Origin of the sequence: Streptacidiphilus alkalitolerans (genome assembly GCF_042511045.1) — a bacterium.
In the GTDB taxonomy this organism is placed as follows: Bacteria; Actinomycetota; Actinomycetes; order Streptomycetales; family Streptomycetaceae; genus Streptacidiphilus; species Streptacidiphilus alkalitolerans.
The window spans coordinates 415,250-439,739 of the sequence record NZ_JBHEZX010000001.1 but is presented as its reverse complement, the minus strand read 5'-3'; the positions used below and the strand labels follow the sequence as shown (position 1 = coordinate 439,739).

At 72.2% G+C, this 24,490-nt stretch carries 24 protein-coding genes; 14 read left to right on the top strand and 10 right to left on the bottom strand.

The genetic code is table 11. The annotated features are described in order from the left end of the window. Positions 1-46: 46 nt before the first annotated feature. Positions 47-1,294 (top strand): MFS transporter, encoded by a 1,248-nt coding sequence (locus tag ACEZDG_RS02025; RefSeq protein WP_380501526.1) that lies wholly within the window; start codon positions 47-49, stop codon positions 1,292-1,294. On the opposite strand, the gene ACEZDG_RS02020 is transcribed toward ACEZDG_RS02025, so the two are convergent. Then, on the bottom strand, positions 1,291-2,607 hold the full coding sequence (locus ACEZDG_RS02020) for an FAD-dependent monooxygenase (protein WP_380501524.1): 1,317 nt from the start codon (positions 2,605-2,607) through the stop codon (positions 1,291-1,293). The two genes, ACEZDG_RS02025 and ACEZDG_RS02020, sit on opposite strands and share 4 nt — an antisense overlap. Before the next feature lie 104 nt (positions 2,608-2,711). Here ACEZDG_RS02020 and ACEZDG_RS02015 point away from each other — a divergent pair, with 104 nt between their 5' ends. Both ACEZDG_RS02015 and ACEZDG_RS02010 read left to right on the top strand, forming a co-directional pair. Continuing rightward, positions 2,712-3,404, top strand: a complete 693-nt coding sequence (locus ACEZDG_RS02015) for a PadR family transcriptional regulator (protein WP_380501522.1) — start codon at positions 2,712-2,714, stop codon at positions 3,402-3,404. 120 nt (positions 3,405-3,524) lie between these two features. Then, entirely contained in the window at positions 3,525-4,478 is a 954-nt protein-coding gene (locus ACEZDG_RS02010) for an alpha/beta fold hydrolase (RefSeq protein WP_380501520.1), read from the top strand. On the opposite strand, the gene ACEZDG_RS02005 is transcribed toward ACEZDG_RS02010, so the two are convergent. After that, positions 4,421-5,098 (bottom strand): GNAT family N-acetyltransferase, encoded by a 678-nt coding sequence (locus ACEZDG_RS02005; protein ID WP_380501518.1) that lies wholly within the window; start codon positions 5,096-5,098, stop codon positions 4,421-4,423. The genes ACEZDG_RS02010 and ACEZDG_RS02005 overlap by 58 nt on opposite strands. Positions 5,099-5,182: 84 nt before the next feature. Between ACEZDG_RS02005 and ACEZDG_RS02000 the strand changes: the two genes are divergently transcribed. Next, positions 5,183-5,569, top strand: coding sequence for a PPOX class F420-dependent oxidoreductase (locus ACEZDG_RS02000; RefSeq protein ID WP_380501516.1), 387 nt, complete (start codon positions 5,183-5,185; stop codon positions 5,567-5,569). A gap of 73 nt (positions 5,570-5,642) precedes the next feature. Here the strand turns inward: ACEZDG_RS02000 and ACEZDG_RS01995 are convergent, their stop codons facing one another. Both ACEZDG_RS01995 and ACEZDG_RS01990 read right to left on the bottom strand, forming a co-directional pair. Then, positions 5,643-5,990 carry a hypothetical protein gene (locus tag ACEZDG_RS01995; protein ID WP_380501514.1) on the bottom strand — a complete coding sequence of 116 codons (348 nt, stop codon included), beginning with the start codon at positions 5,988-5,990 and terminating at the stop codon, positions 5,643-5,645. Between the two features lie 69 nt (positions 5,991-6,059). Continuing rightward, positions 6,060-6,881 carry a hypothetical protein gene (locus ACEZDG_RS01990; protein ID WP_380501512.1) on the bottom strand — a complete coding sequence of 274 codons (822 nt, stop codon included), beginning with the start codon at positions 6,879-6,881 and terminating at the stop codon, positions 6,060-6,062. 146 nt (positions 6,882-7,027) lie between these two features. On the opposite strand from ACEZDG_RS01990, the gene ACEZDG_RS01985 reads away from it, so the two are divergent. After that, positions 7,028-7,516: a DUF6069 family protein gene (locus ACEZDG_RS01985; protein ID WP_380501510.1), complete on the top strand. Its 489-nt coding sequence runs from the start codon at positions 7,028-7,030 to the stop codon at positions 7,514-7,516. A gap of 49 nt (positions 7,517-7,565) precedes the next feature. Here ACEZDG_RS01985 and ACEZDG_RS01980 read toward each other — a convergent pair whose 3' ends face one another. Next, complete coding sequence (locus ACEZDG_RS01980) at positions 7,566-8,261, bottom strand: GntR family transcriptional regulator (RefSeq protein ID WP_380501508.1); 696 nt, start codon at positions 8,259-8,261, stop codon at positions 7,566-7,568. Between the two features lie 201 nt (positions 8,262-8,462). Between ACEZDG_RS01980 and ACEZDG_RS01975 the strand changes: the two genes are divergently transcribed. The 3 genes from ACEZDG_RS01975 to ACEZDG_RS01965 all read left to right on the top strand — a co-directional run bounded on the left by ACEZDG_RS01975 (position 8,463) and on the right by ACEZDG_RS01965 (position 12,584). Continuing rightward, positions 8,463-9,962, top strand: a complete 1,500-nt coding sequence (locus ACEZDG_RS01975; RefSeq protein ID WP_380501506.1) for an NCS1 family nucleobase:cation symporter-1 — start codon at positions 8,463-8,465, stop codon at positions 9,960-9,962. Between the two features lie 4 nt (positions 9,963-9,966). Further along, the gene (locus ACEZDG_RS01970) at positions 9,967-10,743 is read left to right on the top strand and encodes an aspartate/glutamate racemase family protein (protein WP_380501504.1); all 777 of its coding nucleotides are present in this window, start codon (positions 9,967-9,969) and stop codon (positions 10,741-10,743) included. A gap of 89 nt (positions 10,744-10,832) precedes the next feature. Beyond that, entirely contained in the window at positions 10,833-12,584 is a 1,752-nt protein-coding gene (locus ACEZDG_RS01965) for a cholesterol oxidase substrate-binding domain-containing protein (protein WP_380501502.1), read from the top strand. On the opposite strand, the gene ACEZDG_RS01960 is transcribed toward ACEZDG_RS01965, so the two are convergent. Beyond that, complete coding sequence (locus ACEZDG_RS01960; protein WP_380501500.1) at positions 12,550-13,995, bottom strand: M14 family zinc carboxypeptidase; 1,446 nt, start codon at positions 13,993-13,995, stop codon at positions 12,550-12,552. The two genes, ACEZDG_RS01965 and ACEZDG_RS01960, sit on opposite strands and share 35 nt — an antisense overlap. 426 nt (positions 13,996-14,421) lie before the next feature. On the opposite strand from ACEZDG_RS01960, the gene ACEZDG_RS01955 reads away from it, so the two are divergent. From ACEZDG_RS01955 to sthA, 3 genes are all read left to right on the top strand, one after another. Continuing rightward, positions 14,422-15,018 carry a TetR/AcrR family transcriptional regulator gene (locus ACEZDG_RS01955; RefSeq protein WP_380501498.1) on the top strand — a complete coding sequence of 199 codons (597 nt, stop codon included), beginning with the start codon at positions 14,422-14,424 and terminating at the stop codon, positions 15,016-15,018. 76 nt (positions 15,019-15,094) lie between these two features. Beyond that, complete coding sequence (locus tag ACEZDG_RS01950) at positions 15,095-15,535, top strand: nuclear transport factor 2 family protein (protein ID WP_380501496.1); 441 nt, start codon at positions 15,095-15,097, stop codon at positions 15,533-15,535. 62 nt (positions 15,536-15,597) lie between these two features. After that, positions 15,598-17,001: a Si-specific NAD(P)(+) transhydrogenase gene (gene sthA / locus ACEZDG_RS01945; RefSeq protein ID WP_380501494.1), complete on the top strand. Its 1,404-nt coding sequence runs from the start codon at positions 15,598-15,600 to the stop codon at positions 16,999-17,001. 17 nt (positions 17,002-17,018) lie between these two features. Here sthA and ACEZDG_RS01940 read toward each other — a convergent pair whose 3' ends face one another. From ACEZDG_RS01940 to ACEZDG_RS01930, 3 genes are read right to left on the bottom strand one after another with little or no spacing between them, the layout of a single operon-like run. Then, on the bottom strand, positions 17,019-17,780 hold the full coding sequence (locus ACEZDG_RS01940; protein ID WP_380501492.1) for an AIM24 family protein: 762 nt from the start codon (positions 17,778-17,780) through the stop codon (positions 17,019-17,021). Between the two features lie 24 nt (positions 17,781-17,804). Beyond that, on the bottom strand, positions 17,805-18,482 hold the full coding sequence (locus ACEZDG_RS01935) for an AIM24 family protein (RefSeq protein WP_380501490.1): 678 nt from the start codon (positions 18,480-18,482) through the stop codon (positions 17,805-17,807). A gap of 26 nt (positions 18,483-18,508) precedes the next feature. Further along, positions 18,509-19,792, bottom strand: coding sequence for a TerD family protein (locus ACEZDG_RS01930; protein WP_380501488.1), 1,284 nt, complete (start codon positions 19,790-19,792; stop codon positions 18,509-18,511). 186 nt (positions 19,793-19,978) lie between these two features. Here ACEZDG_RS01930 and ACEZDG_RS01925 point away from each other — a divergent pair, with 186 nt between their 5' ends. Continuing rightward, the gene (locus tag ACEZDG_RS01925) at positions 19,979-20,341 is read left to right on the top strand and encodes a YciI family protein (RefSeq protein ID WP_380501486.1); all 363 of its coding nucleotides are present in this window, start codon (positions 19,979-19,981) and stop codon (positions 20,339-20,341) included. Then, positions 20,338-21,627: an RNA polymerase sigma factor gene (locus ACEZDG_RS01920; RefSeq protein ID WP_380501484.1), complete on the top strand. Its 1,290-nt coding sequence runs from the start codon at positions 20,338-20,340 to the stop codon at positions 21,625-21,627. Before ACEZDG_RS01925 ends, ACEZDG_RS01920 begins: the two co-directional genes overlap by 4 nt. A gap of 4 nt (positions 21,628-21,631) precedes the next feature. On the opposite strand, the gene ACEZDG_RS01915 is transcribed toward ACEZDG_RS01920, so the two are convergent. Further along, a complete protein-coding gene (locus ACEZDG_RS01915) occupies positions 21,632-22,585 on the bottom strand; it encodes a phosphatase PAP2 family protein (protein ID WP_380501482.1) in 954 nt (317 codons plus the stop codon). Between the two features lie 197 nt (positions 22,586-22,782). Here ACEZDG_RS01915 and pgm point away from each other — a divergent pair, with 197 nt between their 5' ends. Continuing rightward, entirely contained in the window at positions 22,783-24,420 is a 1,638-nt protein-coding gene (gene pgm, locus ACEZDG_RS01910) for a phosphoglucomutase (alpha-D-glucose-1,6-bisphosphate-dependent) (RefSeq protein WP_380501480.1), read from the top strand. Positions 24,421-24,490 lie beyond the last annotated feature (70 nt).

Genomic DNA, 24,490 nt, shown 5'->3' with positions numbered 1-24,490 from the left:
GGGTGACGCCGTCACGCAGGGGGAGTCGGGGAGGAGGGGCCGGGACATGGCCTGGGGCACGGTGAAGGTCCTGCGGGACCGCAATGCGCGGATCTACCTCGGCGGGGTGATCGTCTCCGGGTTCGGCAACACCGCGATGTCGCTCGCCGCCGGAATCTGGATCAAGACCCTCACCGGTTCCAACAGCCTTGCCGCGCTGGTCGCTTGCTGCGCCTGGCTGCCCAGCCTGGCCGGTCCGGCGATCGGGACCCTGGCCGACCGGGTACGTCGCCGTCCGCTGCTGGTGCTCACCAACCTGGTGCTGGCCGTCGTCATGACCGCGCCGCTCGCGGTCCGTTCCGGCGGCACGGTCTGGGTGCTGTTCGTCGTGCTGACCCTGGTCGGCGCCGGCTCGGTGCTGACCGACGCCGCCGAGACCGCGCTGATGGCGGCGGCCGTCCCGGAGCGGCTGCGCGGGGACTTCAACGGCCTGGTCCGCACCGCGATCGAGAGCATGAAGCTGCTGGCCCCGCCCGCCGGGGCCGGCCTCTTCGCCGCGCTGGGCGGCCCTTCCGTGGCGCTGCTGGACGCGATCACCTTCGCGCTCGCCGGGGTGGCCTTCGCCCTGCTCCGCATCACCGAGATCACCGAGGCCACCGAGATCACTGAGGCCGAGAAGACCCGCGAACCGGTCGCGGACGGGCCGATGGAGACGCCGCCGGGACGGGCGGCCTGGTGGACGGAGACCGCTGCCGGGATCCGCTTCCTCTGCGGGCATCCGCTGCTGCGCGGGCTGGTCCTGGCGGCGGGGGCCGCGATGGTCGCGTCCAGCCTCAGTAGTACCGCGACCTTCGCCATGCTGGACGCGGGGCTGCACCGTTCGCCCGCCTTCGCCGGGGTGTTGACGCCGCTGCAGGGGCTGGGCTCGGTGGTGGCCGGGCTCGCGGCCGGGTCGCTGCTCCGCCGGGTGCCCGAACGGGCCTTTGTCGCGGCGGGGTTGCTGCTGTTCGCGCTGGGGGTGCTGGCCCGCGCGACACCATTCCTCCCGGTGGTGCTCGTGGGCCAGTTGGCGGTCGGCCTCGGCCTGCCCTGCCCGCTGATCGCCGCGATGACCGCGGTCCAGCGGGAGACTCCGCCGGAGTTCCTGGGCCGGGTCGCGGCCACCGCCAGCACCATGATGTTCGCCCCCACCGGCCTGGCGCTGCTGGTGGGTTCGGGCCTGGTCGCCGGCTTCGACTACCGGGTGCAGCTGGTCGCCGCCGCCGCGCTGGGCCTGTCGGCGGCGGCCGGGTTGCTCCGCGGGTCGGCCCGCTAAGCCGAGTGGGATGCAGGTGCGGCGGAGCCGGTGCGGGCCCCGGTGGCCGCGGTGGACGGGGCGGGCACCGGCTCGGACCAGTTGATGCGGTATTCGTACTGCCAGGCCATCTTCTCCGGCTTGACCAGCTTCATCGCCAGCGGCATCACCGCGTCCCGTACGACCCGTCCGACCGGGCCCGGCGTCTTGTTGCTGTTGGTGCGGGCGGCGGCCTTGATGATGCGTTCGACGCGCGGTCGGCGCAGTTGCTCATAGGCCGTCAGAGCCTGATGCTGCGGCAGGTCGCGCAGGCAGCGGGCGAGTTGGACCGCGCTCTCGATGGCGAGGGACGCGCCCTGCCCCGAGCTGGACGACGCGGCGTGGGCCGAGTCGCCGAGCAGCACCATGCGTCCGCGGTGCCAGACCGGGACCTCGGGCATGCTCTCCATCGGCCCGGTGATCAGCAGGTCGGCCGGGTCGGTGCGGCGCAGCAGGTCCAGCGCCGGGCTCCGGTCGTCGGCGAAGGCCGTTGTGAGCACTCGCAGCCACTCCTCCGCGCCCACGGCATGCGCCTCGGCGGCGGTCATCGGCTCGGTGCGGGGGAGGTTGGCGAACCATACGGCGGTGCCGTCCCGGTCCGAGCCGTCCCGGCGCGCGCCGTCTCGGCCCGTACCCTCCGGTTCTGTGGTCCACCAGCCGAAGAACGCCCGTTTGCCGAAGCTCATCAGTGTCCGGCCCTCGGTGGAGGCGAGCCCGCTGTCCCTGACCTGCGCGCCGAAGCTGACCAGGCCGGCGTAGCGGGGCTGCGGCGCGGCCGGGTCGATGATCGAGCGGACGGTGGAGTGGATCCCGTCCGCGCCGACCAGCAGGTCTGCGCCGGCGCTGCTGCCGTCGGCGAAGTGGGCGGTGACGCCCTCCCCGTCCTGTTCGGCGCGGACCAGGCGTTTGCCGTGGACGATGCCGACTCCGTTGGCCACGGCCTCGGCGTAGAGGGCGCGGTAGAGCTCGGTGCGCCAGACGAACTGCATCGGCGCGACGCCGGGCGGGGTGCCGAACTCGGCCAGCTGCTTGCCGTTCCAGCTGTGCAGGACGATCGCGGTCATCGGGCTGCCGATGTCGCGGACCAGGTCGGCGGTGCCGATCGCGTCGAGGGCGTTGAGGCCGTTGGGGGCGAGGGTGAGGCCGCCGCCGATGCCGTCGGCGGTGCTGTCGTACGCCTCGTAGACGGTCGCTTCGATACCGGCCCGGCGCAGGGCGAGGGCGGCGGTGGCACCGGCGATGCCGCCGCCGATGACCAGGGCGGTGCGGGTGCGGGGCTGGGGCTGGAGCGTCATCTGAGAAATCTCCTTGTTTCCTGCTTCGCGGGCTTCGATGAGTTGATAGTTGCAGTGAAACTAGTTGCTAGTCAACCAGTTTCTCTGTGGGTAGTATCGGGATCATGGCCACCACCACCGTTCGCAGCTCCCCGCTCGCCCTGACCGTGCTCGCCCTGCTGCACTACAAGCCGCTGCACCCCTACGGCGTCCAGCGGCTGATCCGACAGTGGGGCAAGGACCAGGTGGTCAACGTCAGCCAGCGGGCCGGCCTCTACCGGACGATCGAGCGGCTGCTCGCCGGCGGTCTGATCGCGGTCCGGGAGACCGGGCGCGACCAGCTCTACCCCGAGCGCACCGTCTACGAGGTCACCGAGGCCGGCCGGGAGACCGCCCGGGCCTGGCTGCTGGAGATGCTGGACACGCCCAAGCAGGAGTTCCCCGAGTTCCCCGCCGCCCTGTCGCATCTGCTGCTGCTCGAACCGGCGGAGATCGAGGACGCCCTCGCCCGCCGCGCGAGCGCCCTCACCGCGACCCTGGCCGGGCTGGAGGCGGGCCTGGAAGCGGCGGAGCAGCGGCAACTGCCGCGGATCACCGCGCTGGAGAGCGAATACCTGCGCGCCGTGACCGCCGCCGAGCTGGCCTGGGTCGAGGCGGTCGCCGAGGATCTCAGGGAAGGGCGGCTGACCTGGTCGAACGAACGACTCCTCGCCTTCGCGGAAGGCGGCTCCGAGGACGGCCCGAGCGACGACCCGAGCGACGACCCGGCCAACGACCCGAGCGACGGCCCGGACAACGACCCGAACCGCTCCGGGTAATTCGAACCCGGTTCGACAACCCTCGGCGAAACGACCACGTTTGAGTGACAATGCCGGGCAACGCCCGGTCCCCGGTGATAGATCTTCGGATTCGACGTCCGCGATCGTGGGGAGCCACGTATGTCAATCGACACAACCTCAGTGGCGCAGATGCTGCTTGACGCGCCCGCGGTTGTGGTGAGCGAGCACAGGCTCACCTTCGACGGCTTCGAGTACGTGGCGCGGGTCGCCCGGCAGGGGGCCGGAGTCACCGCGCCGCTGGTCATCCTGGGTGGTTCGTCCCAGGACCGTTTCTCCTGGGCCCGGCACGAGACCGCGCTGCTGCCGCTCTGCGACGTGATCACCGTCGACCTCCCCGGCTACGGTGAGGCGGACCCGCTGCCGGAGCGGTACGGCATGGACTTCCTGGCCGCCGCGACCCGGCACATGGTGGACGCGCTCGGCCTCGGCGAGATCAACCTCTTCGGCGGCTGCTTCGGCGGGGCGATCGCGCTGCGCTTCGCCCAGCACTACCCGGACGCGGTGGAGCGGCTGATCCTGGTCGGGATGACCACCTTCGTGCCGCCCGAGTACGAGCAGGCCGCGAACCGCTGGCTGGCGATGCTGGACCAGGGCGACTACGCGGCGATGGCGGAGGAGCTGGTGGTCCGCTTCATGGCTCCGCCCGGCACCGGGACGATCCGCCGCCACGCCGCGATCGGCCGGCTGATCCACCGCCAGTTCATGGAGCAGACGCCCCGTCAGTTCGGGATGGCCGTGGCCGACCACAACCGTCGGCTGATGCGCCACGAGTGGTACCGCCCCGAGCCGGTGCCGCCGGTCCCGGCGCTGGTGTTCACCGGCGAGCACGACTCGCTGACGCCGCCCCCGATGGGCCGTCACCTGGCCGCGCTGCTGCCCGGGGCGGCGTTCACCACCGTCCGCGACGCGGACCACCTGGTGCACATGGAGCGGATCGAGGAGTTCACCGATCTGCTCGGCCGCTTCCTGACGGACTGTCCGATCGACGATCTGCCCTACTGCAACGGCATGGAGTACCCGGGTTCCCCGGGCGCGGTCGACCTGCCCAGGTAGGTCAGCGGACCGGCGTTCGGTACGTCGATCGGGTGGAAGCCCAGCCGGTCGTAGAAGGCCCGCGCCTTGGTGTTGCTGGTGACCATGCCGAGGTGCACCGCGGGCACGCCCTTGGTCTGCAGCGCGGCCAGGAAGGCGGTCATCAGCTCCCGGCCGTGGCCGGCCCGCTGGTGTTCCGGCAGCAGGTCGATGTGCAGGTGGGCCGGGTAGGCGGCGAGCTCCGGCACCAGCATCCGTTCCGGCCAGTGCATCAGCCGGACCATCACCTCGCTGGGCGTGGACGGCTCGCCGGTCGGCGCCGGATAGCGGGCGGTCAGCGTCGGCAGCCACTCGGCCCGGAAGCGCTTGACGAAGGTCTCGGTGTCGGCGGTCCCCAGCACGTAGCCGACGGCCCGCTCGCCGTCGTCCACGACAAAGGTCAGGTCGGGTTCGAGCACCGCGTACGGCGCGGCGAAGATGCTCGGCATCAGCTGCAGGTCGGGGTAGACCTCCCGGGAGTCGCCGCCGCCATCGGCGGTGCGGACGCAGATGTCGTCCAGCGCGGCGCGGTCCTCGGGGCGGTAGGGGCGGACGGTGGGGCGGCTGTCTTGGCGCCCGGGGCGGTGGGTGGTGTCGGCCATGGGGTGATCGTGGTCCATCTGAGAGCGCTCTCACAAGGGTTTTGCGGAGCCGCTCGGCAGCGGACCGGGCATAGGGTGGTCGTCATGCCCTCACAGACCGCCCTGGACCTCCTCGGCTCCGGCAAGTACCTCCTGGTCACCACCTACCGCAAGGACGGTCGCACCGTCCCGACCCCGGTCTGGGCCGTCCGCGACGGGGATGCCCTGGGCATCTGGACCGTCGCCGACTCCGGCAAGGTGAAGCGCATCCGCAACCGCGGCGACGTGCTGCTCGCCCCCTGCGACGTCCGCGGCAACCGCAAGGGCGACGACGTCCCCGGCGTCGCCGAGATCCTCCCGGCCGAGGAGACCGGCCGCTACCGCGACCTGCTGAAGAAGAAGTACGGCCTGGTGGGCCGGCTCACCCTGCTGGGCAGCAGGCTGCGGCGCGGTGACACCGGCACCGTGGCGATCAGGATCACGCTCCGTTAGGAACCCGTCTGAGCGGACCCCGGCTCCGGCTTCAGCTCCGGCTTCGGTTCCGGGGCAGGAGCACGGCCACAGCTCATTTCGAGGGCGGGCTGTCCCAGGAGTAGAGGTCGGGCATGTTGTGCCTGCCGCCGGAGTTCTGGTTCTGGATCTCCGCGTCGGCCGTGTAGGACGTCCCGTCCTTGAAGACCACCTGGCAGCGCAGATGGGCGGTGGCTCCGCGCATGGTGTCGTGAACGTGGGGGGTGCAGGCCACCGAGGCGACCGGCCGGTGGTCCGTGTCGGTCATGTGGGAGGTCATCGCGTTCTGCAGCTCGACGTAGGCGTCCGTGCTCGACGACCCGCAACCGACCGCGCCCCCAGCCACAACGGCCGTCAGCGCGAGAAGCCCCGCACCCTGCCGCCCCAGGCGGGTCATACCCATCGCCACACTCCTCGGATTGATCGAAGAGCCAGAGCATAGTGGGGACGGAAACAGCGGGACAGCAGTGGCTCAGGCCCCCTGGCGCAGCGCCCGGTGCTGCGTGCGGGCCTGGGCCAGCTCGCTGCGCAGCTGTTCCAGCGGCCTGCCCGGCGGTCGGCCTCTGCCGCAGCAGGGATCGCGGTGGCAGGCGCAGTGGTTGGTGCAGTCGTAGGTGCCCGGAGCGGTGTCCCAGCGGGCGAGGACCTCCCGGGCGCGGTCGTCGCCGTGCCGGCCCACCAGCGGCCAGGCCCGGTTGGCGGCGCTGAGCACCGCCAGCTCCCAGCTGTCCTCGCAGTAGCCGCATACCGAGGGGACGGGTTCCGAGCAGGCCGCGAGGAACGCGCGTACCGCCTCGGCGGTGAGGGCGGGCAGCAGCCCGGAGTCGGCCTGGCGCCGCAGCAGGGCTGCGCCGTCGCTGCGACAGGCCGGGTCGTACCAGTGGATCAGCAGCGCCGCCGCCTCCAGGCACTCCTGGCCCGACCACAGCTGTGCCCGGCACAGCAGCTGGTCGTCGCCGCGGGTCTCGTGCCGGTGCGGCCTGCGGCGGACCTCCCAGTCCAGCAGGTAGCGCGGATCGCCTGCGCCGTCGTGCGGCTCGATCGGGAGTTCGTAGGTGCAGCTGTGCTCCGTGGTGGTGACCACCGGTACGGGTTCCTGCTCGACTGTCCCGTGGTCCGCGGTGTCGCGCAGCAGCCGGACCCGGACGACCGGCCGCAGCAGCGGCATCACCAGTCGCAGCACCGCTCCCTCGGCGGGAACCCCCGGCCGCACGCGCAGCAGCGACTGGCCGCCGTCCGCGCCGAGCGGGAGGTGCATCCCCTCCATGACGATCCGTTCCCCGTTACCCGCCACGAGATCCAGATTACCGTCGCCGGGCTGACCGAAGGTGTCGATCGGGCAGGTTCTGGTTCGACGTAGAGGTGAAGGCACAGTCCGACCGGCGCGACCCGCGCCGGACCTCGGTCCTGTGCGTCCACCAGCGCACCAGGAGAGCTGATATGACCGGCACCCGCCAGCCCGCCCAGTCCACCACGTCCTCCCCCTCCACCCTGTCTTCGCCCTCCACGCCGTCCTCCACCGCCCCGCCGAGCGTCCCCCGTGTCCGCCCGGCGTCCCGTCGCCGGGCCGGCGCCATCGGTGCCGCCGTCCTCGCCACGGCCGCGGTCTGGCTGGTCGCCGACGCCCTCGGCGCGGACTTCGTCCTGACCGACTCCACCGGCACCGCGACCATCTCCCTGCCCGTCACCGCCGTCTTCACCCTCGTCTTCGGGCTGCTCGGCTGGGGCGCCCTCGCCGCGCTGGAACGCTGGACCCGCCACGCCCCGCGGACTTGGCGCTGGCTCGCAGCGGCGGTCACCCTGCTCTCCCTGATCCCGCTCCTCGCCGAGCACGCCACCGGCGGCACCAAGGCCGCGCTGGCCCTGATCCACCTCACCGTCGCCGCCGTCCTCGTCCCGGCCCTGCCACGCACCACCGCGAGGCGTTGACGCCCGTGGCCAGCGACCGGAGCCGGCGCCGACCGCGGTAGCCGCCGCCCTACCGGCGGCCTGCCCGGCCGGGGTCGTGACGGTGGGCCGGACCTCCGAACAGCAGCTCCCTGGTCACGTCCCGGTTCACCCGGACGTGCTCCAGGGCGCAGGCCCGGGCCCGCTCCGGGTCGCCGGAGGCGATGGCGTGCAGCAGTTGGCGGTGCTCGCCCAGGAGCTGGTCCCAGTGCTCGTTCTGCCGGGTGAGCCGGCGCAGTCGGCCCTCCAGGGGCTCCAGCGCCGCCGCGAGCAGGCTGTTGTCCGCCATGGCCAGGATGCGGTCGTGGAAGCGGGTGTTGAGGTCGGTGATGTCCTCGGCCGCGCGCTTCCCGGTGGCCAGCGCGGCCTGGTCCAGCAGCTGTTCGAGCGAGCGCAGGTCGGCCGGGGTGGCCCGCTGCGCCGCGAGTCCGGCCGCGAACACCTCCAGCGCCTCCCGCAGCTCGAACAGCTCGTCCACGTCCTTGGGCGTCAACTCGCGGACCACGACCCGGCGCGGGGACAGGGCGACGACGAAGCCCTCGGCGGTCAGGGTGCGGATGGCCTCGCGCACCGGCACCCGGGACACGCCCATGGCCTCGGCCAGCTCGCGCTCGACCAGTCGGCTGCCGGGCGGCAACTGCCCGCTGACGATGCGTTCCCGCAGCTCGGCCTGCACTCGTTCGCGCACGGCGGCCAGCGGCTGCTGCGGGTCTGCTGCGGTGGCCACGGCCTGCTCCCGAGTACTCGTGATCGTCCGGCCCCAGCCTAGGGCCTGTCCGGCCCGGTCGGCCGACCGGTGGCCGTAACCCACAATTCACCGGGTGAACAAGGACGTAACACAAGGAGCGTTGCCCGCCCCCGCGCCGCGGTCCCATCCTCGGAGGGACAGCTTTGGTATACCAAGCATGCGTCCCCCAGGGAGGCGACCGTGACCGTCACGTCCACCACCGAGGTGCCCGGGAGACCGGAACTCGGGAACCCCGACCCCCGGCTCCACAACAGCGACCTCGCCCCCGCCGAGGAGCGCAACTGGAAGGTCTTCGACCTCTTCGCCATGTGGATGTCCGACGTCCACAACCTCGGCAACTACACCTTCGCCGCCGGGCTGCTGGTCCTCGGCATGAGCGCCTGGCAGATCTTCAGTTCGCTGCTGCTGGGCTTCGTGATCATCTACTTCGGCATGAACCTGATGGGCCGGATCGGCCAGACCACGGGCGTTCCCTTCCCGGTGGTGGCCAGGATCAGCTTCGGCGTCTGGGGCGCCAACATCCCCGCGCTGATCCGGGCCGTGATCGCGGTGATGTGGTACGGCATCCAGACCTATCTGGCCTCGGTCGCGGTCGACGTGCTGCTGCTCACCGCGGCGCCCGGCCTCACCTCCTGGACCCACCACAGCTTCCTCGGCCTGAACGCGCTCGGCTGGGTGTCCTTCCTGGTGCTCTGGGTGGCCCAGGCACTGATCATCAGCCGGGGCATGGAGTCCGTCCGCAAGTTCCAGGACTTCTGCGGGCCCGCGATCTGGCTGGTCATGGTCGCCCTGGCGATCTGGATCCTCAGCAAGGCGCACTGGAGCATCCCGCTCACCACCTCGTTGAAGCACGTCTCCACCGGTGAGCAGGTGCGGCAGTGGTTCGGGGCGGTCGGCCTGATCCTGTCCACCTACGGCACGCTGATGCTCAACTTCTGCGACTTCTCCCGCTTCGCGCCCGACCGGAAGACCGTCAAGCGCGGCAACTTCTGGGGCCTGCCGATCAATTCGACCGCCTTCGCGCTGCTGTCGGTGGTGGTGACGGCGGGCAGCCTGAAGGTCTTCGGACGTGCCATCACCGACCCGGCCGAGCTGATCGCCAAGGTCGGCAACACCGCGGTGCTGGTGATCGGCGCGCTGACGTTCGCCGTCGCCACCATGGGCGTCAACATCGTCGCCAACTTCGTCTCGCCCGCCTACGACCTGGCCAATGTCTGGCCCAAGCGGATCACCTTCAAGCGCGGCGGCATGATCAGCACGGTCGCCGCGCTGGTGGTGCTGCCGTGGAACCTGTTCTCCAACCCAACCGTGGTCAACTACTTCCTCGGCGGCCTCGGGGCCTTCCTCGGCCCGCTGTTCGGGATCATGATCGTGGACTACTACCTGGTCAAGCGGCGGGCGGTGGACGTCGCCCAGCTGTTCTCCGCCGACGAGAGCTCCCCGTACTACTACCGGAAGGGCTTCAACCCCAAGGCGGTGGCGGTGTTCGTGCCGACCGCGGCGATCAGTGCGGTGATCGCCCTGGTGCCGGCGTTCTCGCAGGCGGCGCCCTACTCCTGGTTCGTCGGCACGGCGGCCTCCGCGCTGCTGTACCGGCTGGTGGCGGGCGGCGGGACGGCTCCGGTTCCGGTCTCGGCTCCGTCCCAGGCTCCGTCCCAGGCTCCGGCCGAGGCCGGCTGAGCGGATGCGGATCCTGGTCACCAACTGCAACACCACCGAGGCGATGACCGAGGAGATCTGCCAGGGTGCCCGGAGAGCAGCCGCTCCGGGCACCCTGATCCACGGCCTCACCCCGAGCTGGGGTCCCGAGTCGGCCGAGGGCTGGCTGGACAGCTACCTCTCCGCCGCGGCCGTGCTCGACCTGCTCCGCGGCGAGGCGGAAGACGCCGCCGCGGGCGGCGAGCCGTTCCACGCCGTGGTGATGGCCGGGTTCGGCGAGCACGGCCGCGAGGGCGCGCGGGAGCTGCTGGACGTCCCGGTGGTCGACATCACCGAGGCCGCCGCCCATCTCGCCTGCCTGCTCGGCCGCCGCTACGCCGTGGTCACCACCCTGGACCGCACCCGCGGCCAGATCGAGGACAGCCTGCACACCGCCGGCGTGGCCGGGCACTGCGCCGCCGTGGTCGGCACCGGCCTCGGCGTGCTGGAACTGGACGACCGGAGCCGCTCGCTGGCCGCGATGGGCACGGCGGCCGGGCGGGCCCGCGCGGCGGGGGCGGAGGTGCTGGTCCTCGGCTGCGCCGGGATGAGCCAGTGGGCCGACGAGTTGGCGGCGCGCACCGGGATGCCGGTGGTGGACGGCGTGGCGGCGGCGGTCAAGCTGGCCGAGGCGCTGGTCGGGCTGGGGCTGAACACCAGCCGGGTCGGCTCCTACGGGCGTCCGCTGCCCAAACGGCGGCTCTGGTCCCGCCCGGAGGCGGCGCCGCCGGTGCCGGAGGCAGCGCCGCAACCGGCGGACTGACGCCGTCGCATGTGCCTTGACTTCTCTATGACAAGGTCCCAGCTTGGCATCTGACGTTCCGTCAGTTCTGATGTCCGGAGGACCCAGCCATGGACCCGACCAGCAGTCCTACCGCCCGCCCCACCCGCCGCGCGGTCCTCGGCGGCGCGGTCGGGGCGCTCGCGCTCGGCGCGGTGCAGTGGAAGCCGCTCGGCCGGATCCCGGCCGCCAGCGCTGCCACCACGCTGGCCCAGCCACCCGCCTTCCCGGCCGGGATCAGCCTCTACCAGCAGACCTTCCAGAACTGGTCGGAGGAGGTGACCGTCAACGGGCTGTGGAGCTGCGCCCCGGCCACCGCGCAGGACGTGGTCACCCTGGCCAACTGGGCGCACGCCCAGGGCTGGCGGCTGCGCCCGCTGGGCGGCGGCTACAGCTGGTCGCCGGTCGTGGTCGACCCCGGCACCCCGGCGGCGAACACCCTGCTGGTCGACTGCAGCCAGCACCTCACCGCCGTCACCGTCCACCCCGGATCGCCCGCCTCGGTCACCGCCCAGCCCGGCGTCACCATGGACACCTTCCTGGCCACCCTCAAGGCGGCCGGCTACGGCCTCACCGCCTTCCCGGTGCTGGGCGCGGCCACCCTCGGCGGCGTCCTCGCCACCGGCGGCCGGGGGACCGGCGTCCCGGCCGTGCACGAGACGCCGCTGCCGGGCCACGGCTACGGCTCGGTCGGGAACCTGGTGGTCAGCCTCACCGCGGTGGTCTGGGACAGCTCCGCCTCGGCCTATGTGCTGCGCACCTTCCAGCGCACCGATCCGCAGATCCAGGCGCTGCTCACCAACGTCGGCCGGGCCTTCGTCACCGAGGTGGTGCTGCGGGTGGGCGCGGACCAGCGGCTGCGCTGCCAGAGCTGGTTCAACGTCAGCGCCGCCAGCCTCTTCGCCCCGCCGGCCAGTGCCGGATCGCAGTCGCTGGCGAGCTATGTCAGCAGCTCGGGACGGGTGGTCTGCATCTGGTTCCCGTTCACCAGCTCGCCCTGGCTGCGGGTGTTCACGCCCTCGCCGAGCAAGCCGTGGACCAGCCGGGCCGTCAGCAGCCCCTACAACTACCCGTTCAACGACATCATCCCGAAGAACATCTCCGACCTGCTCTCGCAGATCATCGGCGGCAACGCCTCGGTCACCCCGACCTTCACCGGGGCGCAGATGGACGCCATCAGCGCCGGGCTGATCGCCACCGGCAGCTGGGACCTCTGGGGCTGGTCCGCCGACATGCTGTCCTACGTCCGGCCGACCACCCTGCGGATCACCTCCACCTGCTGGAACGTCATCACCAGCCGGGCCAATGTGCAGCGCGCGGTGAGCGAGTTCTTCGCCGCCTACAGCGGCAAGCTGGCCGCCTACCAGGCCCAGGGCCGCTTCCCGATGAACGGCCCGCTGGAGATCCGGGTCACCGGCCTGGACAACACCGCCGACTGCCAGGTCCCCGGCGCGCTGGGGGCACAGCTGTCCCCGCTGCGGCCCCGCCCGGACCACCCCGAGTGGGACACCGCCGTCTGGTTCGACATGACGACGATCCCGGTCACCCCGTACGCGCACCAGTTCAGCGGGGAGATGGAGGCCTGGATCCGGGGCAACTTCACCGGCTCCTACGGGCAGGTGCACGCCGAGTGGTCCAAGGAGTGGGCCAACACCCCGGCCGGGGCCTGGACCGACAGCGCGGTCATCGCCGGTGACATCCCCGACTCCTACCGGGCCGGCCAGGCGGCCGGCGACGGCTGGGACGCGGCGGTGGCGACGCTGAACGCGCTGGACCCGGGGCGGGTGTTCAGCAGCGCCTTCCTGGACTCGGTGCTGCGCTGAGGCTCGGCGCCTGGCCGAGGGCCGCCACACCGAGGGCGGCGGTGTCGGCGGCCAGGCCGGGCGCGGACGGCGGCGCCGCCGGAGCCGCCTCCGGCGCGGTCGGCTCCGGCGGGCACGGCTGTGCCAGCAGGCAGCGGTAGGTGGCCAGGGCGGTCCTGGCCTGGTGGTCCACCTGGCGGGCGACCGGGATCCAGGAGGCCCGCAGGTCGCTCACATAGGCGTGGCTGCGCCGGACCAGCATGGCGTCCAGCTCGGCGTGCAGCCGGACCGCGCGCGGGTCCGTCGCGCCGTCCAGGAGCTGCAGCAGCATCGCGGTCGCCCGGAGCGGGATGCGGTGCGCCAGGGCGTCGAGCGAGGAGATCCGGGCGCAGGTCAGCGGGGCGGGCGGGACGTCGGCCGGATGCCGGCGGGCCGGATCCCAGTCGTCGGCCAGGCCGGGGCAGACCTGGACGGCGCGTTCGGCGGCGCGCAGCAGCGGGCCGTCGCCCTTGGGCCCGACCGCGGCCGGTGCGAAGAAGGGTCGGCCCTGGTCCAGCAGCCGGGCCAGCTGGACTCCGCTGCGGCGCAGCGAGTCCGCGCTGCCGTGCAGGGCGGACCAGGCCGCCGGGTGCAGGGTCTGATCGCTCATCAGCGAGCTGCCCCACATCGGGACCTCGACCACCGCGGTGACCCCGCCGTAGCGGTGCGGGTAGTACCAGGTCGACTGGGCCGCGGTCTCGGACTGGCTGGCGAAGCCCTCGGGGACCCCGGGCGGCGGCATCACATAGATGCCGGGCCCCGGGCTGGGCCAGTACATGGCGTCGCAGCTGCCCACCGAGACCGGGATGCCCAACTCGGCCGCGGAGGCGGCGAAGGGGCGCGCGAGGCCGGGGATGTCGCGGGTGAGCTGGACCCAGCTGCCGTCCACGTCCGCGCCGTGCAGCGAGAACTGCAGGAACGGCCGCAGCTCGTGGATGAGGTCGGTCAGCGCGCGGGTCTCCGGCAGCGCCTCGCCGGGGGAGCGCAGCGACGGGGCCCACTCGGGCTGCTCGTCGGTGACCGGGCGGAAGAAGTGCCGGTGGTGGTCGTAGAGGCTGCGCCGCATCCGCAGGCCGCCCTCGTGCCGCAGCGCCCCGTCCGGGTCCAGGCAGAGCAGGAAGTTCCAGGCGACGGCGCCGGACCAGCCGCCCGGGGCGCCGGTGCCGAGGGTGCGGTCCTGCAGCACCCGTTCGGCCAGCGCGAGCACGGTCGCGCCGCCGAGCGGCTCATTGGCGTGCGGGACGGCGACGACCAGGACGTTGCGCCCCTCCGTGCCCGTCGACCGGCCGATCGACAGCAGTTCCAGCGGCCGTCCCTCCCGGGAGCTGCCGATCCGGCGCAGGCGACAGCGCCCGGGGTGGGCCGCCGCCAGCGCCCGCGCGGACCAGCTCACCTCCGCGACGGTCGGACAGCGGTCATGCAGGAGATGGTCATTGCCGCCGCGCACGATATGTCCGCCTCCCACTTTCAGGGCCATCCGCCTGATTCTGCCGCTTCAGAGGGGTGGTTTGCGAGGCTGTTGGCAACTGCAGAGGTGCCGCCCGGCGCGATAACGGGAGTGAAGTGGTTGATGAAGATCGTGAAAACCCGGTGAGGAGCAGTGGTAAAGACGGATGACACCACCCCGCACCCCAGGTCCGGCCGACCCTGCGCGGCGGGACGACCGGTCGCCGGGTCCGGGTCCAGGGCGTGGGCGGCGACGCCGCGGCGGGCCGGTACGATGAGAACCGGAGGCTCCTCCGCTGGGCCTTGACTCCAAGCGGATTCTCCTCCGCTTGCAGCCGAACCGCCCGTCCCGCATCGTCCCCGAGGAGCCACCGTGTCGGCCGCCGGACCCAGTACCGCCCGTCCGCTGCGCGCCGACGCCCAGCGCAACCGGGACCGGCTGCTCGCCGCCGCCGTCCAGGCCTTCTCCCAGGACGGTCCCGAGGCCACCCTGGACGCCATCGCCAAGCAGGCGGGCGTCGGCATCGGCACGCTCTACCGGCACTTCCCGACCCGCGAGGCCCTGGTCGAGGCCAGCTACCGGAACGAGCTCGGCCGGCTCTGCGACGCGGCCGGGGAACTGCTCCGCACCGAGCCGCCGGACCTGGCCGTCCGGGCCTGGATGGACCGCTTCGTCGCCTACATGACCACCAAGCGCGGGATGGCCGACGCCCTGCGCCTGGTCATCGCCTCCGGCGGCAACCCCTTCGCCCAGAGCCGGGACCGGATGCTCGCCGCGATCGGGGAGCTGCTCCGGGCCGGGGCCGAGGCCGGCGCGGTGCGCTCCGACGTGGACCCCGGCGATGTGCTCACCGGCCTCAGCGGGATCACCCTCGCGGCCGGCGACCCGTCCCAGCGGGACCAGGCCCGGCGCCTGCTCGACCTGTTGATGGACGGCCTGCGGTATCGGGCCTCCGCAGAACAGAACTGACGGGCCGTCGGCCCTTCTCTTCTCCGGACTTCCTGCCCACACTGCTGTCTGACGTTGCGTCAGTTAAGGGGTGCGCATGCTGTCGTTGCAGGAGCTGTCGGACCGGATCGAGATCCAGGACCTGCTGGTCCGCTACGCCCACGCCGTGGACACCCGCGAGTGGAAGCTGTTCGCCGAGCTCTTCACCGAGGACGCGGTGGTCGACTACACCGCCTTCGGCGGCCCGCGCGGCACGGTGGAGGAGGTCACCGCCTTCCTCTCCTCGGTGCTGCCGATGTTCTCAGCCACCCAGCACCTGGTCGCCAACAGCGCGGTCACCCTGGACGGCGACCGGGCCACCGCCCGCACCATGTGCCACAACCCGATGGCCCTCCCGGGCGAGGAGGGCGAAGCGGGCCTACTGCTGTGCGGCCTCTGGTACGTGGACGAACTCGTCCGCACGCCGGACGGCTGGAAGCTGCGCCGGCGCTCCGAGGACAAGGCCTACTCGATCGTCCTCAAGCCCCCGGAGGCATGAGGGCGGGCCGAGCGAGAAATCGGTCCTTCCGCCAGGGCATGATTCGCTGTCACACTCGCCTCGTGCCCGAATTCGACATGCTTGTCATCGGATCCGGCCCGGGGGGCCAGAAGGCTGCGATCGCTGCGGCCAAGCTCGGTCGCCGGGTCGCTGTCGTCGACCGTCCCGACACGGTCGGCGGCGTGTCCATCCATACCGGCACCATCCCCTCCAAGACCCTGCGCGAGGCGGTCCTCTACCTGACCGGCCTGACGCAGCGCGACCTCTACGGCCAGAGCTACCGGCTCAAGGACGAGATCACCGTCGCCGACCTGACCGCCCGCACCCAGCACGTGGTGGGCCGCGAGGTGGACGTCATCCGCAGCCAGCTCTCCCGCAACCAGGTCACCCTGCTGGCCGGCACCGGCCGGTTCACCGACGACCACACCGTCGCGATCCGGGACGCCACCGGCCAGGACCGGCTGGTCACGGCCGAGAACATCGTCATCGCCACCGGCACCCGCCCGGCCCGTCCGGGCCTGGTGGAGTTCGACGAGCGCACCATCCTCGACTCCGACAACGTCATCAACCTGGAGAAGGTCCCGCGGTCGATGGTGATCGTGGGGGCCGGGGTGATCGGCATCGAGTACGCCTCGATGTTCGCCGCCCTGGGCAGCAAGGTCACCGTGGTGGAGCAGCGCGACCGGATGCTCGACTTCTGCGACCTGGAGGTGGTCGAGTCGCTGAAGTACCACCTGCGCGACCTCGCGGTCACCTTCCGCTTCGGCGAGAAGGTCGCGGCCGTGGAACGGCATCCGCGCGGCACGCTGACCGTCCTGGAGAGCGGCAAGAAGATACCCGCCGACGCGGTCATGTACTCCGCGGGCCGCCAGGGCCTCACCGACGAGCTGGACCTGGCCAGGGCCGGCCTGACCGCCGACGCCCGCGGCCGGATCGAGGTGGACGAGCACTACCGCACGTCCGTCCCGCACATCTACGCCGTGGGCGACGTCATCGGCTTCCCGGCGCTGGCGGCCACCGCGATGGAGCAGGGGCGTACGGCGGCGTACCACGCCTGCGGCGAGCCGGTGCACCCGATGCTCGACCTGCAGCCGATCGGCATCTACACCATCCCGGAGATCAGCTACGTCGGCCGGACCGAGGACCAGCTGACCGACGAGAGCATCCCGTTCGAGGTGGGCGTGGCCCGCTACCGCGAGCTGGCCCGGGGCCAGATCATCGGCGACTCGCACGGCATGCTGAAGCTGCTGGTCTGCCCGGACACCCGCAAGCTGCACGGGGTGCACTGCTTCGGCACCGGGGCGACCGAGCTGATCCACATCGGGCAGGCCGTGATGGGCTGCGGCGGCACCGTCGACTACCTGGTCGACGCGGTCTTCAACTATCCGACCCTGGCCGAGTCCTACAAGGTCGCGGCGCTGGACGCGACCAACAAGATCCGGCAGATCGACCGGCTGCGCGACTGAGCGGCCCCCGGGGGCTGTCAGACCTTGGGCGACGGAAGTTCGCTGGGCTGGATCACGACCTGCCCGGTGCCCTGGAACGACAGCTCCCAGCCCTCGGTCGCGGTGCCGTGGCGGCGCAGCGCCTGGGTGTTGGAGCTCTGCGACTGGAGCTGCACGTCCAGGGCCGAGGACCAGGCCACCACGGCATCGGCGTCCGCCGAGGCGTACTGCTGCGGTCCGACCGGCAGCGCCAGCGGACGGCCCGAGGTCATCAGCACCACCTGGCCCGGGCCGGTCAGCTCCAGGCACCAGTTGCCGACCCCGGCGATCCGCTCGCCGCCCTCGATGTTGACGGTCCGCCACCTCACGGAGTGCTCCATGGCGAGGAGGTAGGCGCTGCTCAGGGTCAGCCGCTCGCCCTGCTGGAGCGTCAGCACGTGCAGGTGCTGGGCCAGGTTCGCCAGGAACACGGTGCCGGTTCCGGTGCAGCTCATGAGGAGGCCCTGCGCCCCGGCGGCGTGCTGCTGCATCCGGGCCTGGCCCGAGAACTGGCCGTGGCCCTGGTACTGCCCCGGTCCCACGTACTGGCGGGGCGTCTGCTGCTGGAGCAGTTGCCGCACCTCCTGCTCGTCCCTGCCGATCTCGGTGAAGGTCGCGCGGCCCTGGAAGGCGACCATCGAGCCGCTGCGGGCCAGCACCTCCCGGTGGCCGTCCAGGGCGACCCGCAGCATGTGGTCGTTCTGCAGGGTGAACACATCGGCGCCGGTGGCGGCGGTGTGGTGGAGCAGTGCGCTCTGCATCGGATCTGGTCCCCTTCTCCGGCCTCAGCCGCGGATCTTCAGCCGGTCGCCGGTGTCCTCGCTGGGCTGCACCACCACGAACCCGGTCCCCTTGAAGCCGATCTGGAGCGCCTCGCCGCTGCCCCGTCCGATCAGCGAGCCCATCTTGACGCTGCGGTGCGGGCGCAGCGCGAGGCCGCCGGACCAGGCGACCAGCGCGTCCGGGTCCACATAGGTCTCCGCCTCCGCGCAGTCCAGCACCACCGGCACCCCGTTGGTGCTGACCGCGACCCAGCCGGTCCCGGAGACCACGGCGTTGAAGAGACCGCCCCCGGCGGCCAGCGCCACGCCCTTGATCCGCTCCACCCGGCACTGGAGCTGGGCGTCCATGGCGAGCAGGTGCGCGCCGTTGACCGACAGCTCCTCCTCGGCCAGCCGCAGCACCAGCACGTCCGCGCCCTGGTCGGCGAGGTAGAGGTCGCCGTCGCCCTCCCAGGTCAGCAGCGGGCTGCGCTCGCCCGAGGCCCACTCGCCCATCGCCCGGCGCAGCGACTGGGTGACCGGCTGGTAGGCCAGGAAGCCGGTGTAGGCGACCATCGCCCCGGCCTTGGCGTGCACCGGGGTCCGGGTGTCCACCCTGACCCGGCACATCGCCGAGCCGTGGTTGGACATCCGGGCGTCGCCCGACTCCGGGGCGTACCCGGCCAGCAGTTGCCTCTGCACCGACGGAACCTCCTCGTACCTGGATGTCAGGCTTCGTACGGCTGGACGATGACGAAGTTCCCCGGGCCGCCGCGGAACTGCAGGGTGCAGGTCTCGGCGGAGCGGCCGGCGACCCCCGAGCGGCGGATCCGGACCGGTGCGGTGGTGATCACCTGGGAGCCCCTGGTCCAGGCGACCAGGGCGTTGATGTCCACCTGGGTCTCCGGGGCCGGTGTCACCTCCAGCACCACCGGGGTCCCGCTGGTCTTGACGACCAGGGTGCCGTGGCCGGAGAACTGGAGGGTGTGGAAGCCGCCGCCCGGCAGCCCCTCGCCCTCGATCCGGCGCACCTCGATGTCCAGGCCGGCGTCGAAGGCCAGGATGCGGTCCGCGCCCACGCACAGCGACTCGCCCTCCAGCCGCACCACGTGCAGCTGGGAGGCCCCGTCCGCGAGGAAGACCTGCCCGTCGCCGCGCACCCGCATCAGCTTGAGCTGCTGGCCGGTGAGGTTGCCGATGAGCTTGCGCAGCACGCCCGAACTCTCGTGGGAGAAGTCGGCCTCACCCTGGTAGGCCACCATGCTGCCCTGGAGGGCCAGCACCTCGGCGTTCTTGGCCAAGGTGAACCGCACCAGCTGCGGGTTCTGCTGGAGCCAGCCGGTCTGCTCCGGCAGCTCGGCGTACTTCAGCAGCGACACCCGCGCGCTGGCCGGCTCGGCGGCGGGGGCGGGTGCGGCGGCGACCACCGGTACAGGGGCGGCGGGTACAAGGGCGGGGGCGGGCGCGGCTGCGGGGTCCTCCTCCAGCACCTCCCCGCCGTAGTTCTCCAGCAGCGCCTGCAGGCCGCCGTCGAAGCCCTGCCCGACCGCGACGATGCTCCACGCGCCCGCGCGGCGGTAGACGTCGGCGAGCATCACCGCCCGCTCGGTGCTGAACTCCGTGCCGGTGAAGGAGTAGCGGACCACCTCCTGGCCGCCCGCCAGCAGCCGGACGTGGCCCGAGGAGACCTGGGCCATCGTGCCGTCGCCGTCCAGCGTCGCGGTGAGCGCCATCCGGTGCACCTGGGCCGGGACGGAGTCCAGCCGCAGCCGGAAACTGGCCTGGTCGCCGTCCTGCGGGGACAGCAGTTCGATCGCGTTCTCGGGCGACGCGGGCTGGTTGAAGAAGACGAAGTAGCGGTCGTCGCTCAGCCGCTCGTCGGCGTCGAGCCCGAACACGCTGAAGTCGAAGGCGACCCCCGGCGCGTCCAGGGTCACCCCCAACCGCAGTTCCGAGTCACCGGTCAACTCACTCAGCCGAACCCGCGCGCCCTTGGCCAGATCCCGGCTCATGACGTGACAACCCCTCCCGCGTACACCGACGGTGCCCGCACCTTATCCGACAGTTGGGACCGTCGGACCAGGTCCGACGGTTCCGCGGGAATTCTTCCGGCGCTGGTGTCGAGAGTGTCGCTGCGGCGCCGACCTCTCTGTGAAAGGCTCCCCACCAGGGGGACCGGTACCGCAGGGAGACACCCCATGAAGTTCATGCTGATGATCTACGCCAACCAGGAGACCTGGGACGGCCTCTCCGCCGAGGAGATGGGCAAGGGCATCGCCGAGCAGGACGCCTTCAACCGGACGTTCTTCGAGACCGGCGAGCTGATCAGCGCCTACGGGCTCGCCGACGCGGCGACCGCCCGTACCGTGCGGGTCAGGGCCGGCGCCGCGGCGGTGACCGACGGGCCGTACCTGGAGACCAAGGAGTACCTGGCCAGCTTCTGCCTGCTGGACTGCCAGGACGAGACCAGGGCGCTGGAGATCGCCGCGCGGATGCCCTTCGCCGCGTTCAACGCGGTCGAGGTGTGGCCGGTCATGCACGAGGCGGTACCGCAACTGTGACCTCGGAGCCCTCCGGGTCCGACCCGCGTGTCGAGGACCTGCTCAGGCGTGCCGCGCCGCAGGTCCTCGGCGCGTTGGCGCGCCGCTACGGCCAGTTCGACGCCTGCGAGGACGCGGTGCAGGAGGCGCTGCTCGCCGCGGCCACCCAGTGGCCGGAGAGCGGGGTGCCGGAGAATCCGCAGGGGTGGCTGCTCACCGTGGCCTCGCGGCGGCTGATCGACCAGATCCGCAGCGAGAGCGCCCGCCGGGACCGCGAGCAGCGGCTCGCCGCCGCGGTGCCCCCGGCCGAGCTGCTGGCCCCCGCGCCGGGGGAGCAGCCCGGGGCGGAGGAGCAGGACGACACGCTGACCGTGCTGTTCCTCTGCTGCCACCCGGTGCTGACCGTGCCCTCGCAGATCGCGCTGACCCTGCGCGCGGTCGGCGGCCTCTCCACGGCCGAGATCGGCCGGGCCTTCCTGGTCCCCGAGGCCACCATGGCGCAGCGGATCAGCCGGGCCAAGCAGAAGATCCGGGACGCCGGGGCCACCTTCACCATGCCCCCGCCGGAGGAGCGGGCCGAACGGCTGAAGGCGGTGCTGCACGTGCTCTACCTGATATTCAACGAGGGCTACAGCGCTTCCTCCGGCGACCGGCTGCAGCGCGGCGACCTCACCGCCGAGGCGGTCAGGGTGACCCGCCAGCTGCGCGCCTTGCTGCCCCGGGACGGCGAGGTGACCGGGCTGCTGGCGCTGATGCTGCTCACCGACGCGCGCCGGGCCGCCCGCAGCGACGACCGGGGCAATATCGTCCCGCTCGCCGAGCAGGACAGGTCGCGCTGGAACCGGGACCGGATCGCCGAGGGCGTCGACCTGCTCACCGGGGCACTGACCAGCACCCGGCTCGGCCCGTACCAGGTCCAGGCGGCGATCGCGGCGGTGCACGACGAGGCCCCGAGCGCGAAGGACACCGACTGGCCGCAGATCCTGGCGCTCTACGCGACCCTGGAGCAGCTCACGCCCAACCCGATGATCACGCTGAACCGGGTGGTCGCCCTGGCCGAGGTGCACGGCCCGCAGGCCGCGCTGGAGCTGCTGGCGACCCTGGACGGCGAACCCGCGCTGGCCCGGCACCACCGGCTGCACGCGGTACGGGCGCATCTGCTGGAGGCCGCGGGCGACCGCGACGCGGCCAGGGAGGCCTTCCGGCAGGCGGCCAGGCTCACCCTCAGCCTGCCGGAGCAGCGCTATCTGGACGCCAGGGCCCGCGCGCTGTCGGCCTCCGACCCGGGGACGCCCGGCAACTCGTAGCGGCTCAGGACTGGCCGGTGCCGGGGAGCGCCTGCTCCAGCGCCTCGCTGCCGTCCTCGGACGGCCGGCGCTGGGCCGGGACGTTGGACAGCGTGGCGACCGTCGCCGCCTCGGAGGCCGGGATCCGGCTTCCGCCGCGCAGCCGCCGGCTGACCCGGGCCGAGAACCGCAGCAGCGGGTCCGTGCCCCACAGGCCGAGCAGGGCCACGGTGGCGCCGGCCACGGCGTCCAGGAAGTAGTGGTTGGCGGTGCCCATCACCACCAGCGCGATCACCATCGGGTACACCAGGCCGAGCACCCGCACCGTCCGCGACCGCGCGTGCCGCCACAGCAGCACCCCGCACCACACCGCCCAGCCGACGTGCAGGCTCGGCATGGCCGCGAACTCGTTGGTGACGTCGCCGAGCCCCTTGGGGGTGCCGCCGCCCCCGCCCCACCAGCCGATATTGGCGTGCTCGGCCAGGGTGTCCACGAAGTCGTCGGCCGGGCCGAGCATCCGCGGCGGCGCGGTCGGGAAGGTGACGAAGCCCACCAGGCCGAGCATCGTGGTCAGGCCCAGCCAGGTGCGGGCCTGGCGGTAGTGGCCGCGGTGGTAGCGCCACAGCCAGAACAGCACCCCGACGGTCAGGATGTAGTGCAGCGTCGCGTACAGGTAGTCGGCGGGTATGCCGAGCCAGGCGTGGTCGTAGAAGGTGTGGTTCAGCCAGTGCTCGGGGCTCAGGTGCAGCCACCGCTCCAGCGAGAGGATGTCCCGGCCGTGCTGCATCGCCCGGCCCTCGGCCCCGTGCACCAGCAGTCGGCTGCCGTCGTACACGGCGTAGACCACCAGCAGTAGCTCCCAGCTCCAGGTCGTCTTCCAGCGCCAGTGGAACCTGCGCGGGCCCCGGGAGGGCGCAGGAGCGGAGTCGGCGGCCGCGGCGAAGGGGCGCGCCGGGGGCGCGCTCTCCCGCGAGTTCACCAGAGCTTCATCGGGGCCGGGAGGTACCGGCAGGTTGGTCGACACCGGGTCATCCTCTCCTGAGGTGCTTACGTGATTCACATCTGGGTGCTTGTTGCGAGCAAATCTTTACCTCATCCCTATCTGGATCTCTGCGCCATGATGAGGGTAGGAGCCCGTACGAGGACGGACGACGACGGACGACGAAGGAGCCACGCATGGTGCACGAGCGCGCCGGACAGCAGGCCCAGCCCACCGATCTGGTGGATGTGGCCCGACTGGTGACCTCGTACTACACGCTCACCCCGGACCTGGCCGACCCCGGCCAGCGGGTCGCCTTCGGCACCTCGGGGCACCGCGGCTCCTCCCTCAGCACCGCCTTCAACGAGGCCCATATCGCCGCGACCAGCCAGGCGGTCTGCGAGTACCGGGCCCGGCAGGGCACCACCGGTCCGCTGTTCCTGGGCATCGACCCGCACGCCCTGTCCGAGCCGGCCCAGGCCACCGCCCTCGAGGTACTGGCCGCCAACGGCGTCACCGTGCTGATCGACAGCCGGGACGGCTACACGCCCACCCCCGCCGTCTCGCACGCCATCGTCACCCACAACCGGGGCCGCACCGCCGACCTCGCCGACGGCATCGTGGTCACCCCCTCGCACAACCCGCCCGGCGACGGCGGCTTCAAGTACAACCCCCCGCACGGCGGCCCGGCCGACTCCGCCGCCACCTCCTGGATCCAGGACCGCGCCAACGACCTGATCGAGAAGGGGATGACGGAGGTCCGCCGGATCCCGTACTCCCGGGCCCTGGCCGCCGACACCACCGGGCGCTTCGACTTCCTCGGCTCCTACGTCGCCGACCTGCCCGCGGTGCTCGACCTGGACGCGGTCCGCTCGGCCGGGGTCCGGATCGGCGCGGACCCGCTCGGCGGCGCCTCGGTCGCCTACTGGGGCCGGATCGCCGAGCAGCACCGGCTCGACCTGACCGTGGTCAACCCCACCACCGACCCCACCTGGCGGTTCATGTCCCTGGACTGGGACGGCAAGATCCGGATGGACTGCTCCTCGCCGTACGCCATGGCCTCGCTGATCGACCAGCGGGCCGCCTACCAGGTCGCCACCGGCAACGACGCGGACGCGGACCGGCACGGCATCGTCACCCCGGACGCCGGGCTGATGAACCCCAACCACTACCTGGCCGTCGCCATCTCCTACCTCTACAGCCACCGGGACGGCTGGCCGCAGGGTGCGGGGATCGGCAAGACCCTGGTCTCCTCCTCGATGATCGACCGGGTCGCCGCCGACCTCGGCCGGACCCTGGTGGAGGTCCCGGTCGGCTTCAAGTGGTTCGTCGACGGCCTGGTGGACGGCACGGTCGCCTTCGGCGGCGAGGAGTCGGCCGGGGCGTCCTTCCTGCGCCGCGACGGCGGCACCTGGACCACCGACAAGGACGGCATCCTGCTGGCGCTGCTCGCCTCCGAGATCATCGCGGTGACCGGCCGCACCCCCTCCGAGCACTACGCCGACCTGACCGCCCGCTTCGGCGCCCCCGCCTACGCCAGGGTGGACGCCCCGGCCGACCGCGCGCAGAAGGCCGCCCTGGCGGCGCTCTCGCCGGAGCAGGTCACCGCGGGGGAGCTGGCCGGGGAGCCGATCACCGCGGTGCTCACTCGGGCGCCCGGCAATGACGCGGCCATCGGCGGCCTCAAGGTCTGCACCGAAAGCGCCTGGTTCGCGGCCCGTCCGTCCGGCACCGAGGACGTTTACAAGATCTACGCCGAGAGCTTCCAGGGCGAGGCCCACCTGGCCCGGGTCCAGGACGAGGCCCGCGCCCTGGTCGGCACCGTCCTGGGCTGAGCGGCCCGGTAGGTGCCGGACGCTCTAGGCTGTGTCCTCGCCGGCACGGCCTGAACAGGCGTGGGAACAA

Excerpts from the sequence above, each read along its gene's own strand:
- ACEZDG_RS02010 (WP_380501520.1), top strand. The coding sequence starts at position 3,525 with ATGTCAATCGACACAACCTCAGTGGCGCAGATGCTGCTTGACGCGCCC.
- ACEZDG_RS01950 (WP_380501496.1), top strand. The coding sequence starts at position 15,095 with ATGCTGTCGTTGCAGGAGCTGTCGGACCGGATCGAGATCCAGGACCTG.
- ACEZDG_RS02000 (WP_380501516.1), top strand. The coding sequence starts at position 5,183 with ATGCCCTCACAGACCGCCCTGGACCTCCTCGGCTCCGGCAAGTACCTC.
- ACEZDG_RS01985 (WP_380501510.1), top strand. The coding sequence starts at position 7,028 with ATGACCGGCACCCGCCAGCCCGCCCAGTCCACCACGTCCTCCCCCTCC.
- ACEZDG_RS02020 (WP_380501524.1), bottom strand. The coding sequence starts at position 2,607 with ATGACGCTCCAGCCCCAGCCCCGCACCCGCACCGCCCTGGTCATCGGC.
- ACEZDG_RS02005 (WP_380501518.1), bottom strand. The coding sequence starts at position 5,098 with ATGGCCGACACCACCCACCGCCCCGGGCGCCAAGACAGCCGCCCCACC.
- ACEZDG_RS02025 (WP_380501526.1), top strand. The coding sequence starts at position 47 with ATGGCCTGGGGCACGGTGAAGGTCCTGCGGGACCGCAATGCGCGGATC.
- pgm (WP_380501480.1), top strand. The coding sequence starts at position 22,783 with ATGGTGCACGAGCGCGCCGGACAGCAGGCCCAGCCCACCGATCTGGTG.
- ACEZDG_RS01995 (WP_380501514.1), bottom strand. The coding sequence starts at position 5,990 with ATGGGTATGACCCGCCTGGGGCGGCAGGGTGCGGGGCTTCTCGCGCTG.
- ACEZDG_RS01930 (WP_380501488.1), bottom strand. The coding sequence starts at position 19,792 with ATGAGCCGGGATCTGGCCAAGGGCGCGCGGGTTCGGCTGAGTGAGTTG.
- ACEZDG_RS01925 (WP_380501486.1), top strand. The coding sequence starts at position 19,979 with ATGAAGTTCATGCTGATGATCTACGCCAACCAGGAGACCTGGGACGGC.
- ACEZDG_RS01940 (WP_380501492.1), bottom strand. The coding sequence starts at position 17,780 with ATGCAGAGCGCACTGCTCCACCACACCGCCGCCACCGGCGCCGATGTG.
- ACEZDG_RS02015 (WP_380501522.1), top strand. The coding sequence starts at position 2,712 with ATGGCCACCACCACCGTTCGCAGCTCCCCGCTCGCCCTGACCGTGCTC.
- ACEZDG_RS01965 (WP_380501502.1), top strand. The coding sequence starts at position 10,833 with ATGGACCCGACCAGCAGTCCTACCGCCCGCCCCACCCGCCGCGCGGTC.
- ACEZDG_RS01970 (WP_380501504.1), top strand. The coding sequence starts at position 9,967 with ATGCGGATCCTGGTCACCAACTGCAACACCACCGAGGCGATGACCGAG.